The sequence below is a fragment of the Colwellia psychrerythraea 34H genome, from assembly GCF_000012325.1.
GTDB classification, from domain to species: Bacteria; Pseudomonadota; Gammaproteobacteria; order Enterobacterales; family Alteromonadaceae; genus Colwellia; species Colwellia psychrerythraea_A.
Genome location: NC_003910.7, coordinates 4,074,030 through 4,090,970, shown reverse-complemented (window position 1 = coordinate 4,090,970; position 16,941 = coordinate 4,074,030). Strand labels below are relative to the sequence as shown.

Annotated in this window: 6 protein-coding genes, 1 tRNA gene and 3 rRNA genes; 8 read left to right on the top strand and 2 right to left on the bottom strand. The window is 41.0% G+C overall.

Going from position 1 to position 16,941, the window contains the following annotated elements; translation table 11 throughout:
- Positions 1–13: 13 nt before the first annotated feature.
- The 3 genes from rluD to clpB all read left to right on the top strand — a co-directional run bounded on the left by rluD (position 14) and on the right by clpB (position 4,574).
- Positions 14–988 carry a 23S rRNA pseudouridine(1911/1915/1917) synthase RluD gene (gene rluD, locus CPS_RS17500; protein ID WP_011044659.1) on the top strand — a complete coding sequence of 325 codons (975 nt, stop codon included), beginning with the start codon at positions 14–16 and terminating at the stop codon, positions 986–988.
- Positions 969–1,853: a peptidoglycan editing factor PgeF gene (gene pgeF / locus CPS_RS17495; protein ID WP_011044658.1), complete on the top strand. Its 885-nt coding sequence runs from the start codon at positions 969–971 to the stop codon at positions 1,851–1,853. Before rluD ends, pgeF begins: the two co-directional genes overlap by 20 nt.
- Before the next feature lie 135 nt (positions 1,854–1,988).
- On the top strand, positions 1,989–4,574 hold the full coding sequence (gene clpB / locus CPS_RS17490; RefSeq protein ID WP_011044657.1) for an ATP-dependent chaperone ClpB: 2,586 nt from the start codon (positions 1,989–1,991) through the stop codon (positions 4,572–4,574).
- A 91-nt stretch (positions 4,575–4,665) separates the two neighbouring features.
- Here the strand turns inward: clpB and CPS_RS17485 are convergent, their stop codons facing one another.
- A complete protein-coding gene (locus tag CPS_RS17485) occupies positions 4,666–5,151 on the bottom strand; it encodes a DUF4124 domain-containing protein (protein WP_011044656.1) in 486 nt (161 codons plus the stop codon).
- A gap of 401 nt (positions 5,152–5,552) precedes the next feature.
- On the opposite strand from CPS_RS17485, the gene CPS_RS17480 reads away from it, so the two are divergent.
- Positions 5,553–6,071, top strand: a complete 519-nt coding sequence (locus CPS_RS17480) for a PEP-CTERM sorting domain-containing protein (RefSeq protein ID WP_011044654.1) — start codon at positions 5,553–5,555, stop codon at positions 6,069–6,071.
- A 693-nt stretch (positions 6,072–6,764) separates the two neighbouring features.
- Here the strand turns inward: CPS_RS17480 and CPS_RS17475 are convergent.
- Entirely contained in the window at positions 6,765–9,893 is a 3,129-nt protein-coding gene (locus CPS_RS17475) for a S8 family serine peptidase (protein ID WP_011044653.1), read from the bottom strand.
- A gap of 1,000 nt (positions 9,894–10,893) precedes the next feature.
- On the opposite strand from CPS_RS17475, the gene CPS_RS17470 reads away from it, so the two are divergent.
- The 4 genes from CPS_RS17470 (at position 10,894) to rrf (ending at position 16,238) form a co-directional block, all read left to right on the top strand.
- Positions 10,894–12,436: ribosomal RNA gene (locus CPS_RS17470) — 16S ribosomal RNA — on the top strand.
- A 97-nt stretch (positions 12,437–12,533) separates the two neighbouring features.
- Positions 12,534–12,609, top strand: a tRNA-Ala gene (locus CPS_RS17465).
- Positions 12,610–13,062: 453 nt separating this feature from the next.
- Positions 13,063–15,956 (top strand): 23S ribosomal RNA (locus CPS_RS17460).
- 167 nt (positions 15,957–16,123) lie between these two features.
- Positions 16,124–16,238 (top strand): 5S ribosomal RNA (gene rrf / locus CPS_RS17455).
- The 16S, 23S and 5S rRNA genes sit together here with 1 tRNA gene alongside, the layout of an rRNA operon.
- Positions 16,239–16,941 lie beyond the last annotated feature (703 nt).

The following is a 16,941-nucleotide window of genomic DNA, read 5'->3' as shown; positions in this document are numbered from 1 at the left end:
TAAAGAGAATTTAATGCCAGAAATCATCCAACATCAAGATATCGTACCTGAATCGTGTTTAGGTAAACGCTTTGACCAATCATTAGCGATAATGTTTCCTGATTATTCACGTTCGCGGATAAAAGATTGGATTTTAGCCGGACAAGTGAAAGTAAATGGAGACGTTCTCCTCATACCTCGTGAAAAAATGTATGGCGGCGAAGAGATTGATATCAATGCAAAAGTTGAAGCTGAGATACGTTTTGAAGCACAAAATATCCCGCTAAATATTGTTTATGAAGATGACTATATTTTAGTGATAAATAAACCAGCAGGTTTAGTTGTTCACCCTGGTGCAGGTAATCCGGATGGCACATTGCTTAATGCTTTGTTGCATCATTACCCGGCTCTTAATGTAGTTCCTAGAGCTGGTATTGTGCATCGTCTTGATAAAGATACTACTGGTTTAATGGTTGTAGCAAAGACTATTGCAGCACAAACCAACTTGGTTGATGCCTTACAATTACGTGAGATCACGCGCGAATATGAAGCGGTGGCAAACGGTGTGATGACAGCCGGCGGCTTAGTTGATGAGCCTATTGGACGCCATTCTACTAAGCGTACCCAAATGGCAGTCTCTTATATTGGTCGACCTTCGGTAACACATTACCGAGTTATGGAGAAATATCGTTTACATACACGTTTACGTTTACGTTTAGAAACAGGTAGAACACACCAAATTCGTGTTCATATGTCTCATATTACGCATCCGTTAGTCGGTGACCCTGTTTATGGCGGTCGTCCTCGTCCACCAAAGAATTCAACAGAAGCGTTATTAATGAAGTTACGTAGCTTCAAGCGTCAAGCATTACACGCGGCTATGTTATCTTTATTCCATCCTATAACAGGAGAGGAAATGACTTGGCATGCAGAACTACCTGAAGACTTTGTTGAGCTAATTGAGCTTCTTCAAGAAGATAACAAGCTTAATGCTCAAGACGAATACTAGTCATAGTAAACGGGCTCATTTTACCAACGCTACTGTTGAGTTGGTAAAATGGCCTTTTAATTCATCATATTCTCTCGATGATAAAGTCCTCGCGTTACAAACAACACGTCTTTCCCCTCAGTTATCGCTAAATTCATCATTAACCCCATCGTTAAACGAACAAGTTTCATCAGCTTTTGGTGACTTTAATTTAGGTATGCATGTTGGTGATAACGCAGAGCGAGTTACCTACAATCGCAATGTGTTAAACCGTTTTATTAGCCAGCAGCTCTTCAATAAGACGGTAAAGTCAAATACACAACTAATTGATGAAGTAAAAATTCAGTGGCTAGAGCAAGTTCATGGTAATGAGGTAGTGACAATCACTAGCGTAGATGAACAAGCTAGGGTTGCTGATGCCAGCATTACTAGCCAAAAAAATATAGTTTTGGCTATAATGACAGCAGACTGCTTACCAATACTTTTAAGTCATAAAACGGGCAGTGAAGTTGCCGCAATCCATGGCGGTTGGCGTCCGCTAGTTGCAAATATTATTGCTAAAACAATAGCAAAGATGAATAGTCAGCCCTCTGATATTGTTGCTTGGCTTGGTCCATGTATTGGTAAGAATGCTTTTGAAGTAGGTAGCGAAGTAAAACTAGCATTTACTCAACTAGACGTTGCTTTTGCTAATGCTTTTGTAAAGCAAGCCAATGGAAAATACCTAGCCGATTTACATCAAATTGCCCGACTACAGTTGGTCTCTTTAGGAGTCACTGTAATTAATAGTCTTGCAGAGTGTACCTACCAAGAAACAGAAAAATATTATTCATATAGAAGAAAGAAAATAACGGGTCGTATGGCGAGTCTTATTTGTAGACGTTAATGCTTGTGTGCATGAACTAAAGTAATAACGAACACCTTATTGACTTATATCAATCATATATCTGAAATTTCATTGAAAAATAATCTTTTAGCCTTATAACTTAACTATGTAATAGGGAAAGTTAGGAGAGTTAACATGCGATTAGATCGTTTTACCCAATCATTTCAAGAATCCATTGCCGATGCGCAATCACTTGCCCTTGGCAAAGACCATCAGTTCATTGAACCCGTTCATTTAATGATGGCGTTATTGAATCAAAACGGCAATTCTATCATTGCGTTATTGAAGAGTGCAGGTATTGATGTGCGCTCTTTACGTCAGAAACTAGATGAAGCGTTAAGCTCATTAGCACAAGTGCAAGACAGCGCTGGCGATGTACAACTATCAGCAGCTTCAGGGCGAATTTTAAATCTTTGCGATAAGCATGCGCAAAAAATGTCAGATAAATTCATTTCCTCAGAGATGTTTTTACTCGCGGTTATCGATGATAAAGGTCCTTTAGGTCAAATCCTGGCCGAATTAGGCGCAAACCAGCAACGGATAAAGTCGGCAATCGATCATGTACGAGGTGGTGAAAATGTTGACGATCAAAATGCAGAAGATGTTCGCCAGGCCCTAAATAAATATACGGTTGATTTAACAGAACTTGCTGAGCATGGAAAACTTGATCCTGTTATCGGTCGAGATGATGAGATCCGCCGCACTTTGCAAGTATTACAACGACGTACTAAAAACAATCCAGTACTCATAGGGCAACCCGGTGTTGGTAAAACTGCCATTGTTGAAGGTTTAGCTCAGCGCATTGTGAATAATGAAGTGCCTGAAGGCTTGAAAAATAAGCGAGTTTTGTCACTAGATATGGGATCTCTTGTTGCAGGAGCAAAATATCGAGGTGAATTTGAAGAGCGTTTAAAAGCTGTTTTAAATGAATTGTCAAAAGAAGAAGGGCAAGTCATTCTCTTTATTGATGAATTGCACACTATGGTCGGTGCTGGAAAGTCAGATGGTGCTATGGATGCCGGTAATATGTTAAAACCAGCATTAGCACGTGGTGATTTACATTGTGTGGGGGCCACTACGCTTGATGAATATCGAAAGTATATTGAAAAAGATGCTGCACTTGAACGACGTTTTCAAAAAGTACTGGTAGAAGAGCCAAGTGTGGAAGATACCATTGCAATTTTACGTGGTTTAAAAGAACGTTATGAACTGCATCATTCGGTAAATATTACCGATCCAGCTATTGTCGCTGCCGCAACATTATCCCATCGCTATATCAGTGATCGACAATTACCGGATAAAGCGATTGATCTTATTGACGAGGCCGCCTCAAGTATTCGTTTACAGATGGACTCCAAACCAGAAGATTTAGATAGACTCGAACGACGGTTAATACAGTTAAAGCTTGAGCAAAGAGCATTAGAAAAGGATGAAGATGAGGCTACCATCAAGCGTTTGGCAATCATTTCTCAACAAATTTCTGAAAAGCAGAAAAAGTATGATGAGTTAGATGAAGTTTGGACCACTGAAAAAGCAGCGCTTTATGGCGCTCATACGATAAAAGAAGAACTTGAACAAGCACGAATAGAACTTGAAGCGGCAAGACGAACTGGCGATTTAAATCGCATGTCTGAGCTGCAGTATGGAAAATTACCAGAGCTAGAAAAGCAATTAGATTTAGCAAGCCAAGCTGAAATGCAAGAAATGACTTTATTAGCCAATAAAGTTACTGAAGTTGAAATCGCCGATGTTCTTAGTCGCGCAACCGGTATTCCTGTTGCTAAAATGTTGGAGCAAGAGCGTGATAAATTATTACATATGGAAGATAACCTACACCAAAATGTAATTGGTCAACATGAAGCAGTAACCTCAGTGTCTAATGCGATTAGACGATCCCGTGCTGGTTTAAGCGATCCTAATCAGCCAATTGGTTCATTTTTATTCTTAGGCCCAACGGGTGTTGGTAAAACGGAGTTAACTAAAGCGCTTGCAGAGTTTTTATTTGACTCACAAGATGCTTTAATTCGTGTTGATATGTCAGAGTTTATGGAAAAACACTCGGTCGCACGTCTAGTGGGAGCTCCTCCTGGTTATGTTGGTTATGAAGAGGGTGGTTATCTAACCGAAGCAGTACGCAGAAAACCTTACTCAGTCATCTTACTTGATGAGATAGAAAAAGCTCACCCGGATGTCTTTAATATTTTATTACAAGTCTTAGATGATGGCAGATTAACTGATGGGCAAGGCAGAACAGTAGATTTTAAAAACACTGTTATCATCATGACCTCAAATATTGGCTCTGACATTATTCAAGAGTTAGCTGGTGAAAGTCAGTATCACCAGATGAAAGAAGAAGTAATGAATACATTAGGTCAGCATTTTAAACCTGAGTTTATTAATCGTGTCGATGAGTCAGTAGTATTCCATCCATTGGTTGCTGAACAAATCAAGAAAATTGCAAAAATACAAATTGAAGCGTTAGCAGACCGATTAATCGAGCAAGAGCTAAATTTAACTATAAATGAAGAAGCACTTTCACTCATTTCTGCGGCGGGATTCGACCCAATATTCGGTGCGAGACCACTGAAACGAGCAATACAGCAAGGTGTTGAAAACCCATTAGCCCAAAAAATACTCGGTAATGAATTTACTAAAGGCTGTATTATTGAAGTGAGTGTTGTAGAAGGACAATTAGCTTTTTCTGCTAAATCACCTCATTGATAACTTGAATAACAAGATTATTAGAACTATTACTTAGCGTTATTACTTAGTCCTACTGTGTTGTCAGTAGGACTAAGTTAATTTAGTTTTTCTACTTATTACAGTAAAGATTTTCGTGGTTTTTACTTAATGCCATCTTTTCTGATTTTTCGGGAGCGGTTAACGGACGACTACCTATAGTGCCATCACTCTTCTCTTCATTAATATGTATCTCATTCAACGAATTCAACATTTTGATATTAAGCCGAGCAGCTTTACAGTTTTTCTGATACGTAGCTTTATTTTGAGCTATAACATCATCTTGTTTTTGTTCTTGATCCATAACTTTCTGTTCTGCTGAATCTTCTTCAGCAATTAATTTTCTTTCTGCTTTCGATAATGCCTTATAAGATGAAATAGTACTAAATTCTCTATATTCATCACCTTTTGGGAGGTTTTGGCTAAAGTGCACTATGTTGTTTTCATCAACCCAGCGATAAATGGCTATTTCTTTTGCATTGACAAAGTTAACAACTGATGAGGTAAGTAGTACACCAGCTAAGCATACTGCAGTGAAAGATAATGCTTTTATTTTCATAGAAAAACCTTATTGATAACTTCTAAGTAATAGTAAAACGAATACTTAGCTCAAATACTGAGCCGATTTGGCTGTAAATTTGGCTGTAATAAGTATAGCCCTATTTTTATGATCATAAGCTAGCAAATTATTAATATAATAACAAATACTTAATATCACTGGCTTATTTATCAAAGTGTCAGCTTTTTTTACACTATCACTTTGTTGTGTTAAATAAATGTAATTTTATTGTTTACTTTGTGGTAACATGTTGTTATGTAATGTTATTTTTATTTGGGCGTGATTATTGCTTTGTATAATGCAATGTCGGCAAAGACTTATAAAGTCGTTGATTACTTTTTAAGTGATGCCGCTATTATTACAATAAAAATAAAACAGCCATATTATAAATAGGAAGTAACATGTTAAATAAATTAATTTTACGCGCTTTTTTGTCAATATCTTTAGCGTTAAGTTTTGCTGGTGCAGCTAATGCAACATTAATCAGCCAAGATATTCTTTCTGGTACTGATGTAATTGGTCATATATCTATAAATTTAGATACTGCTGAGGATGCTGGAAATGGTTTCAGCAGCGTGTTTGTTTGGGAAGATTTTTCATTGCTCGGTATTGATATGTCAGCACCTTTAATCGCGGATGGCTTTCAATTTCTTGCTGAATACAATACAGCTAATTTATTTGATGGTATTCAAAATCTTACCACAGATGTTGATGATGTCTTAGGTGCTTTTGCATGGCAGTTCAATGTTTTTGATGGTTTAGGTACCCTTGATGTGTTTAATAATAATACAGGGAATATAGCTCTTTTTGATGAGAATATCTCATTCGGTTCAGCTTCTGTAGTACCTGAACCTAGTGCTTTAATCTTATTATTTACTGGTTTAGTTGCTTTCGCTACTCGTCGTAAAGTTAGTAAATAATTTATTGATTTTCATTATAAAGGCCTTACTTCGGTAAGGCCTTTTTTATATCTGTCATTTACTTAATTGCCTCTCCAATAAGTTTAAAGCTTCTTACCTGATTGACTTTTTTATCATTTACTCATTAAATCTCCATCCCTATCCTATTTTATTGCTCATCAACTTAGCGCAAAATTATCAAAGTAATGTAGTGCGTTCATTGTTAGTTCTCTTAGCTTAATTCGAAGTATTACCTTTATGTTTGTTTAGCCTCTAAAAATTTATATGATTGCTGTTATTAAGCCTTTTATTAGCTAAAGCTGATATGAGTTAACTTATTCAACGACAAGACCGTTAGGCATTAATTAACTTCATCGAACTCTAGTTTCAATTTGGCTAATAGTTATGTGGTTTTACTTAGTAGATAGATAAGGGAAGGCGGGGAATTGTAGCGTTATGCTATTGTTTATTTCTATCAAAGCGATAGAAAGAGAACCATTCCCAAAGGTTTGACTAAAGTCATTTACAATGTTGTGTGAGATATAAGAAGTAAATAATACCTATGCAACAAGTTTAATAGCAGTTAAAAGACTAGGGGGATGTGATTAGAGAGAGTATTAAAAAGCCCCCTTAAATTATCTTTAAGAGGGCTTTGTTATTATTTAGTTAATTGACTCAATCAATGAGTTAACTAGCCATTTAATAAAGTGTTAACTAGTTTTTTAACTCAAGTACAGTAGTACCTTCAGCTTCACCTTCAGCATTGAAGTACGTAACAGCACCCATATAGGTAGTACCTGTTGGTAGACCTCGAGTTAATATACTGGTGTAGTTAAAGCGACCGTTAATTGCTCTTCGGCTTGAGATTACACGAGTAGTTCTTTCAGCCTGATCTGCAATCCAACCTACCATAGTATAATCTGTTTCTGTTGCTGCACCCGTTGAATAACCGTGGATCATAGTTACATAAACATCACCAACATCTACATCTGCACGCGGTTCAGGGTTTGTTAGTACAACATCTTCGTTTGAACCACCGTTTAATGAGTTAGCTACCTGTGCACAACTCCATTTATCACAACGGTAAACGTATAAATCAAGATCGCTACCTTCTTCTGTGACTAGAGCATCAGATAAGCTAAAGCGTGCTACTTGTGTTCCTTCTGGAATATGGAATAAGTGGTAATTAGTACCAGCCCCTAAGAATTCAAATTCTTGTGCAGGATCAGCTTCAACAGTACCCGCTGTTCCAAATGGAGCAACTAAACCAGCATGTTTAATGCTTGTTCTACCAGAATAAAGCATTTTAACAGGGAAGCGGAAACGTCCACGGTTAAGGTCACCTGAGATTAGTTCAGGTACTTCAATTTGAACGCTTGGTATCGCTTTAATTGCTAATGGTAAACGTACTGAATGACCAGCACCGTCTGTCCAAGTGATTGCACCAAACTTCCAAGCTTCAATTTCAGTAGTCTCAGTTTGACTAACTGTAATTGCAAAACTAGCTTTCCCGCCTTCAGCAGCAACATCTAATGTTGAAGCTTCAGTTTCTTCACCAGCAGCATCAAAGGTTTGAACACTAATGTCAAAACCAGCAGGGGCTTCAACTGTTGCAGTGTAAGATGAAGCGATTGGTGTTGCATTAGAAACAGTTCTGAAAATTGTTTCAGGTTCTAGTAACTCTGCAATAGCAATTGAAGCTAGGTTTAATTGACTAGCATCAGTACTAAAGCCTGCAGTTGCTAAGTCAGCACAACTTGTGTCGTAACCAGAAACAAAAGCTTCTTTGTCTTGACCACAAAGAAATGCTAAATAATCAGCAAGATTAGTATCAAACAATAAACCTGGGTCTAAAGCAGAAACTGGAGCTACATGACCAGAACCAAAATCATATGGGTCTGCCTGGGTAGTACCATCTTCTTTAGTTAAGTTTTGACGAGCTGTTGTCATCATCGCTGATTTAATTTGTGCTGGAGACCATGAACTGTTTGATTCTTTAAACAGTGCAGCTAAACCGGCAATATGTGGGCTAGACATTGAAGTACCTTGCAGGTACTTAAATGTTTCACCTTGAGTACCGAACATTGGTGCAGAAGTTGTTGCCGCCAATATTTTTACACCAGGAGCGGTAATATCAGGTTTGATAATATCGTATGTATTTAAGTTTGGACCACGTGAAGAGAAATCAGCCATAGTATTGCCAACTTCTACTGCTTCACCCGCGGCTGTATTATCAGTAAATGCAACCGATGTACTTCCATCTTCAATACTTGCCGTTAACGATTGACCATCAGCAAAAGAAATCATTGAACCTGTAATGGTTACTGCAGGATCAGTTCCGCCCATAGAAAATGGCGATGTACCTTCTGTAGTATAAATAATAGCACCTACCGCACCTGCATTTTGTGCATTGAGAAACTTCTCAGTAAAAGCACAAGAGCCACGAGCAATAAGAGCAATTTTTCCGGCTAAATCTTCGCCGTTAGTCAATGGAGCATCATTACATGCTTGTACTGGTTCTGCTAACGCAAGTTCACCTGAAAGGCCTACAGTTGCTGGAGAAAATCCAGAAGGTACTGATAAGATTGAAGAGCCAGCTAAAGTGCCAGAAGTAATATCAAGCGCTTTACCAACAATAGCTGAAGTACCATTATAAGTAGATGCTGCTACACTTGTCACCCAAGGAGCTGGAGTACCGACAGTTTCTTTATCAGGACCATCATTACCAGCAGAAACAGCAACGAATACACCAGCAGCCGTTGCATTTAACATTGCTGCAGTAGCAGGTACTGTTAAATCTGTTCTGCTACCACCAATAGAATAGTTGATTACATCAACACCATCAGTAACTGCAGCGTCGATTGCCGCCATAGTATCGCCACCGAAACAACCCGCTTCATCACCGCCTTCAGGGTTTTTATAATCGCTGTTCCAACAAACTTTATAAGCAGCAATTCGTGCACGTGGCGCCATGCCTGAAACTGTACCTACCGGTGTACCAGAAAGCATAGCAGCTACACTTTCATTACCACCTGCTGTACTTGCAGTATGACTACCGTGACCATCAGCATCGCGAGGAGAATCAAATTCACCTAGGTCATATTGAATATCATATTGGCTACTAAAGCTTGAATCAAAATATTTTGCGCCAATTAATTTGTTATTACAGGCAAACTCTTCATCAGTCCCTGTATCACATGAACCCAACCAACCTAAGTCTGCAGGGTCTGAATAAGAACCATCGTCAGCAAAACTAGGGTTTTCAGGCCAAACACCTGTATCGATAACACCGATAATGACGCCTTCACCTTTAATATTCATGGCGTGTTGACCGCCAGCACCAGTTAAACCAAGAAATTCAGGAGTATTTGCAGTGTTAACTGTTTCTAATTTATCTTCATATACACCGATAACATCAGGGTGAGATTCTAACTGCGCTTTTTGCTTTGCATTTAACTTGGCAGTGAAACCATTATAAGTATGCTTGAAAGAATGCAAAATATTAATTGAATCAATACTGCTGGCAACTTGCTTTTGCTTATTCTCAAGCGCTTTAGTATACGCTTCCATTGCAGGAGTATGAGCGTTATAACGGTTTCCGGTATTAGCAACTAATTGGTTGGTAGGTAAAAGCTCACCTATTTCTTGAGCTTGAGCAATTGCTGTCTTGCCTTTAAGTTGAACAATATAGCCAGTTGCTTTTTGTTTGGTATTAACTTCATTTCCCACAGATTTGAATTTACTGATATCACCTGAAACTTCATTGGCAAGAACAGTCGTGCTAGCAGTAGCTGTGATTGCTAAAGTAATCAGGCTCCGTACTAAGGATTTCTTAAAATGCATGTTTATCTCCGTTTTATTATTATGCCGTCGCTGTGTATATTTATTACACTTTCTTTATTTTCATTGATAAAGCGTCAATGAAAAATAGCGAGTCATTATTACAAGCAATAATAATGCCTTTGTTACAAAATTGTTAACATTAAAGCTGTGCGGCGATATTTGTGGGGTAATAGAGACGTTTTTACAAATAAAAAAGTTAATTTTGTAAAATTTATTTACATAAATAGTTTAGATATCCTTATATATAACCATAATTCAAGTGATTTTTGGATGTATGAAACATGATTTTATTGCTATCTAATTGTATTTTAGTGTTTTTTTGTTAGGGTTGAATGTGTTTATGCTTTGTTAATACTATGTAAAGAAATCTGACACATCGATAATGTGCGAGGATAATAACAGAGTTGCTGCTTTATTATGCAAACGAACCAATAAGTGAAATTAGTGCTTGTGCTACCCCAAGAACTCTTTACAATGCGCTCCAGTTCCAAGGGGTTCACGCAAAATGAATCATCAACGAACTGTTTTGATACGTTATCTACTCGCTTTAACGATAACTAACGTAAGTTAACATGATGTTTTAAATCTTTTCTAAATTATTTAAAATAAACGTTGACATCAAAACTTGGAAGCGTATTATACGCATCCAGTTCGGGGCAACAGCAACGAACAGCGCTACTTAACGTAGCTAAGGTGAAGAGCGAATGCGACTCTCATCTACTTCTTGATTTATCTTGAGAAGTTCTTCTTTAACAATTAGTTATCATGCAATTTGTGTGAGCACTCACATTATGTTGTTTTACATAGTTCTCTATCTTTTAGTAGGTAGGAACAAAAAAACGCTTAATGAATGATGTTCATGCAAATAAATATAGTTATTTATCTTTAGTTAGATAGGTAGCGACTATGTAATGCGATATCAGTTTCCTTTAGAGGGAGTTGGTATCACGACAGAATTCATTGAGCAGATGTTATCTTCGGATACATCACAAACGATTTTTAATTGAAGAGTTTGATCATGGCTCAGATTGAACGCTGGCGGCAGGCTTAACACATGCAAGTCGAGCGGTAACAGAGATAGCTTGCTATCTGCTGACGAGCGGCGGACGGGTGAGTAATGCTTGGGAATATGCCTTATGGTGGGGGACAACAGTTGGAAACGACTGCTAATACCGCATAACGTCTACGGACCAAAGGGGGGGATCTTCGGACCTCTCGCCATTTGATTAGCCCAAGTGAGATTAGCTAGTTGGTGAGGTAATGGCTCACCAAGGCGACGATCTCTAGCTGGTTTGAGAGGATGATCAGCCACACTGGGACTGAGACACGGCCCAGACTCCTACGGGAGGCAGCAGTGGGGAATATTGCACAATGGGCGAAAGCCTGATGCAGCCATGCCGCGTGTGTGAAGAAGGCCTTCGGGTTGTAAAGCACTTTCAGTTGTGAGGAAAGGAGTGTAGTTAATAGCTGCATTCTGTGACGTTAACAACAGAAGAAGCACCGGCTAACTTCGTGCCAGCAGCCGCGGTAATACGAGGGGTGCAAGCGTTAATCGGAATTACTGGGCGTAAAGCGTTCGTAGGCGGTCTATTAAGCAAGATGTGAAAGCCCAGGGCTCAACCTTGGAACTGCATTTTGAACTGGTAGACTAGAGTACTGTAGAGGGTGGTGGAATTTCCAGTGTAGCGGTGAAATGCGTAGAGATTGGAAGGAACATCAGTGGCGAAGGCGGCCACCTGGACAGATACTGACGCTGAGGAACGAAAGCGTGGGGAGCGAACAGGATTAGATACCCTGGTAGTCCACGCCGTAAACGATGTCAACTAGCCGTTTGTGGACTTGATCCGTGAGTGGCGCAGCTAACGCACTAAGTTGACCGCCTGGGGAGTACGGCCGCAAGGTTAAAACTCAAATGAATTGACGGGGGCCCGCACAAGCGGTGGAGCATGTGGTTTAATTCGATGCAACGCGAAGAACCTTACCATCCCTTGACATCCAGAGAAGAGACTAGAGATAGACTTGTGCCTTCGGGAACTCTGTGACAGGTGCTGCATGGCTGTCGTCAGCTCGTGTTGTGAAATGTTGGGTTAAGTCCCGCAACGAGCGCAACCCCTATCCTTATTTGCCAGCGCGTTATGGCGGGAACTCTAAGGAGACTGCCGGTGATAAACCGGAGGAAGGTGGGGACGACGTCAAGTCATCATGGCCCTTACGGGATGGGCTACACACGTGCTACAATGGCAGGTACAGAGGGCAGCAATACCGCGAGGTGGAGCGAATCCCACAAAGCTTGTCGTAGTCCGGATTGGAGTCTGCAACTCGACTCCATGAAGTCGGAATCGCTAGTAATCGTAGATCAGAATGCTACGGTGAATACGTTCCCGGGCCTTGTACACACCGCCCGTCACACCATGGGAGTGGGATGCAAAAGAAGTGGCTAGTTTAACCCCTCGGGGAGGACGGTCACCACTTTGTGTTTCATGACTGGGGTGAAGTCGTAACAAGGTAACCCTAGGGGAACCTGGGGTTGGATCACCTCCTTATCTTGAAGTAAAATTGCTTAATGGAAATCAGTTTTCGGATTGTATTTCACGAGTGTTCACACAAATTACATGATAACAAATTGAAAGATACCCTGATGGGGCTATAGCTCAGCTGGGAGAGCGCCTGCCTTGCACGCAGGAGGTCAGCAGTTCGATCCTGCTTAGCTCCACCAACTCATCACGTATCTTTTACTAAAGAAAGAGACCAAATTTAAATACACTTTTGTAGTGATTTTAAATTTGGTTTTTACTCTCATTAGAGAGATTAATCACGAATTATGCCGAATGCGTGCTAATTTGAATTCTTTAACAATCTGGAAAGCTGATATAAATATCGGTATTTATAAGGTAAACACGGTGTCGCGCTGTTGTTTACATGATTATAAGTACCAAGCTGTTATCTCATTCTCTTATCGTGAATGTGGTAATGGTGATAGTGCATCCCCCCAAGGATGTATTATCGAATTCATACTGTTCGAAAGAACATGATGTCTTATCAAGTAACTCATCGTATATCTTCGGATATACTGAGTACGTGAAAATGTCAGACTTTACAATTACCTTGGATTAGTCTCCGAGGTGTACTTCGTTTTCAAATCTTCGGATGAGACTACTTAGGGTTGTATGGTTAAGTGACTAAGCGTATGTGGTGGATGCCTTGGCAGTTAGAGGCGATGAAGGACGTGTTAATCTGCGAAAAGCTTTGGTGAGGTGATAAAAACCGTTATAGCCAAAGATGTCCGAATGGGGAAACCCACTTACCATAAGGTAGGTATCGTTACGTGAATACATAGCGTAACGAAGCGAACCGGGAGAACTGAAACATCTAAGTACCCCGAGGAAAAGAAATCAACCGAGATTTCGTTAGTAGCGGCGAGCGAACGCGAATCAGCCCTTAAGCTTATAGGGTGCTAGTAGAATGTTCTGGAAAGGACAACGATACAGGGTGATAGTCCCGTATACAAAAGCAACCTTTAAGTGAAATCGAGTAGGACGGAGCACGTGAAACTTTGTCTGAATATGGGGGGACCATCCTCCAAGGCTAAATACTACTAACTGACCGATAGTGAACCAGTACCGTGAGGGAAAGGCGAAAAGAACCCCTGTGAGGGGAGTGAAATAGAACCTGAAACCGCATACGTACAAGCAGTGGGAGCCCGATTTAGTCGGGTGACTGCGTACCTTTTGTATAATGGGTCAGCGACTTATATTCTGTAGCAAGGTTAACCGATTAGGGGAGCCGTAGCGAAAGCGAGTGTTAACTGCGCGTTTAGTTGCAGGGTATAGACCCGAAACCCGGCGATCTACCCATGGGCAGGTTGAAGGTTGAGTAACATCAACTGGAGGACCGAACACACGTATGTTGAAAAATGCGGTGATGACTTGTGGGTCGGAGTGAAAGGCTAATCAAGCCGGGAGATAGCTGGTTCTCCCCGAAATCTATTTAGGTAGAGCCTCGCACGAACACCATTGGGGGTAGAGCACTGTTAAGGCTAGGGGGTCATCCCGACTTACCAACCCTTTGCAAACTCCGAATACCAATGAGTGATATGCGGGAGACACACTGCGGGTGCTAACGTCCGTTGTGAAGAGGGAAACAACCCAGACCGCCAGCTAAGGTCCCAAAGTACTAGTTAAGTGGGAAACGATGTGGAAAGGCATAGACAGCTAGGAGGTTGGCTTAGAAGCAGCCATCCTTTAAAGAAAGCGTAATAGCTCACTAGTCGAGTCGGTCTGCGCGGAAGATGTAACGGGGCTAAACTAGTCACCGAAGCTGCGGATTTGAACTTAGGTTCAAGTGGTAGGGGAGCGTTCTGTAAGCCGTTGAAGGTGAATTGAGAAGTTTGCTGGAGGTATCAGAAGTGCGAATGCTGACATGAGTAACGATAAGGGGAGTGAAAAACTCCCCCGCCGAAAGACCAAGGTTTCCTGTCCCATGTTAATCAGGGCAGGGTAAGTCGGCCCCTAAGGCGAGGCGGAAACGCGTAGTCGATGGGAAACAGATTAATATTTCTGTACTTCTATATATTGCGAAGGAGGGACGGAGTAGGCTAAACAAGCACGGCGTTGGTAGTCCGTGTGAAAGTATGTAGGTGGTTGACTTAGGTAAATCCGGGTCTTCATTAACACTGAGATACGAGACGAGACTCTACGGAGTTGAAGTTGTTGATGCCATGCTTCCAGGAAAAGCTTCTAAGCTTCAGATATATAGGAACCGTACCCCAAACCGACACAGGTGGTTAGGTAGAGAATACTAAGGCGCTTGAGAGAACTCGGGTGAAGGAACTAGGCAAAATAGTACCGTAACTTCGGGAGAAGGTACGCTGCTCAACGTTAAACCCTTGCGGTGTAAGCGAAGAGTAGTCGAAGTAACCAGGTGGCTGGAACTGTTTATTAAAAACACAGCACTGTGCAAAATCGAAAGATGACGTATACGGTGTGACGCCTGCCCGGTGCCGGAAGGTTAATTGATTCGGTTAGTCCTCGGACGAAGCTGATGATCGAAGCCCCGGTAAACGGCGGCCGTAACTATAACGGTCCTAAGGTAGCGAAATTCCTTGTCGGGTAAGTTCCGACCTGCACGAATGGCGTAATCATGGCCACACTGTCTCCACCCGAGACTCAGTGAAATTGAATTTGCGGTTAAGATGCCGTATACCCGCGGCTAGACGGAAAGACCCCGTGAACCTTTACTATAGCTTGACAGTGAACATTGCTCCTACATGTGTAGGATAGGTGGGAGGCTTTGAAACCATGTCGCTAGATGTGGTGGAGCCAATCTTGAAATACCACCCTTGTATGCGTGATGTTCTAACCTAGGGCCCTTATCGGGCTTGGGGACACTGTCTGGTGGGTAGTTTGACTGGGGCGGTCTCCTCCCAAAGAGTAACGGAGGAGCACGAAGGTTGGCTAAGTACGGTCGGACATCGTACGGTTAGTGCAATGGCATAAGCCAGCTTAACTGCGAGACAGACACGTCGAGCAGGTACGAAAGTAGGTCATAGTGATCCGGTGGTTCTGTATGGAAGGGCCATCGCTCAACGGATAAAAGGTACTCCGGGGATAACAGGCTGATACCGCCCAAGAGTTCATATCGACGGCGGTGTTTGGCACCTCGATGTCGGCTCATCACATCCTGGGGCTGAAGTCGGTCCCAAGGGTATGGCTGTTCGCCATTTAAAGTGGTACGCGAGCTGGGTTTAGAACGTCGTGAGACAGTTCGGTCCCTATCTGCCGTGGGCGTTTGAGAATTGAAGAGGGCTGCTCCTAGTACGAGAGGACCGGAGTGGACGAACCACTGGTGTTCGGGTTGTCATGCCAATGGCATTGCCCGGTAGCTACGTTCGGAACTGATAACCGCTGAAAGCATCTAAGCGGGAAGCAGGCTTTGAGATGAGTTCTCACTGGAGCTTTAAGCTCCCTAAAGGGTCGTTGGAGACTACAACGTTGATAGGTCAGGTGTGTAAGTGCTGCGAGGCATTGAGCTAACTGATACTAATTACCCGTGAGGCTTAACCATACAACACCCAAGTAGTTTTGCTGAAAAGTGATACTGAAGTGATTTGTATAAAGACTGACATAGACCGAAAGGTAAGAAAAACATCACGTACTTACGTGTTACTTGAAAATAAAAAAACGATATTTATAGCTCATTGAGCAAAGCTTTCTAAGATTGTCCCCTTTTTGTTTAGCGACAATAGCGCTGTGGTCCCACCTGATCCCTTTCCGAACTCAGAAGTGAAACGCAGTTGCGCCGATGGTAGTGTGGGAGTTCCCATGTGAGAGTAGGACATTGCTAAACTTCTATTTAAAGAAGCCCGCTACGAAAGTAACGGGCTTTTTGCTGTCTGGGATTTAAAAAACGAAGTCCATATGAGCGTAGTACATTGCTAAGCTTCTCTTTAAAGAAACTTGTAGCTTACGCTACGGATTTTTTGCTTTCTGGCATTTGAACAATCCCACAGATAGTGAAGTGAAACGTAGTTACGCCGAGGGTAGCGTGACTTAGGTTAGTTAAGCCCATGTGAGAGTAGGACATTGTTACATTCTATTTAGAGAAGCCCGATTCGAAAGCGTCGGGCTTTTAGCTGTCTGGGATTTAAAAATGTGGCAATGCGTAGTTTGATTCATACTAAAGAAGACCATGTGAGAGTAGGACATTGCTAAAGATCTATTTAAAGAAGTAGAAAATAATTAAGCTGTTTACTTATTACTACTTAAATAAATATATAATTCATAAAGTTGTTTGTAAATAGTTTTAAGCTTTAAAAGGCTATGTTTTATAATGGGTTAGTGTACGGCTTGATTTTTATTTTAGGAATATATATTCATTTTACTTGCTTAGTTATGCTAAATAGTAATAGTATATGAAAAATAAGCTGTTTGTATTACAGACACTATAAGTTAATGTGAGTCGGTTAATAAATTGTGGTTTACTCCCTAAGCAACAAATTAATAACTGCATACTTATTGGTAAACCTGATCTGTCAATCATTTATCGCGAG

Coding starts and splice junctions, on each gene's coding strand:
- rluD (WP_011044659.1), top strand. CDS start 14: ATGCCAGAAATCATCCAACATCAAGATATCGTACCTGAATCGTGTTTA.
- pgeF (WP_011044658.1), top strand. CDS start 969: ATGCTCAAGACGAATACTAGTCATAGTAAACGGGCTCATTTTACCAAC.
- clpB (WP_011044657.1), top strand. CDS start 1,989: ATGCGATTAGATCGTTTTACCCAATCATTTCAAGAATCCATTGCCGAT.
- CPS_RS17485 (WP_011044656.1), bottom strand. CDS start 5,151: ATGAAAATAAAAGCATTATCTTTCACTGCAGTATGCTTAGCTGGTGTA.
- CPS_RS17480 (WP_011044654.1), top strand. CDS start 5,553: ATGTTAAATAAATTAATTTTACGCGCTTTTTTGTCAATATCTTTAGCG.
- CPS_RS17475 (WP_011044653.1), bottom strand. CDS start 9,893: ATGCATTTTAAGAAATCCTTAGTACGGAGCCTGATTACTTTAGCAATC.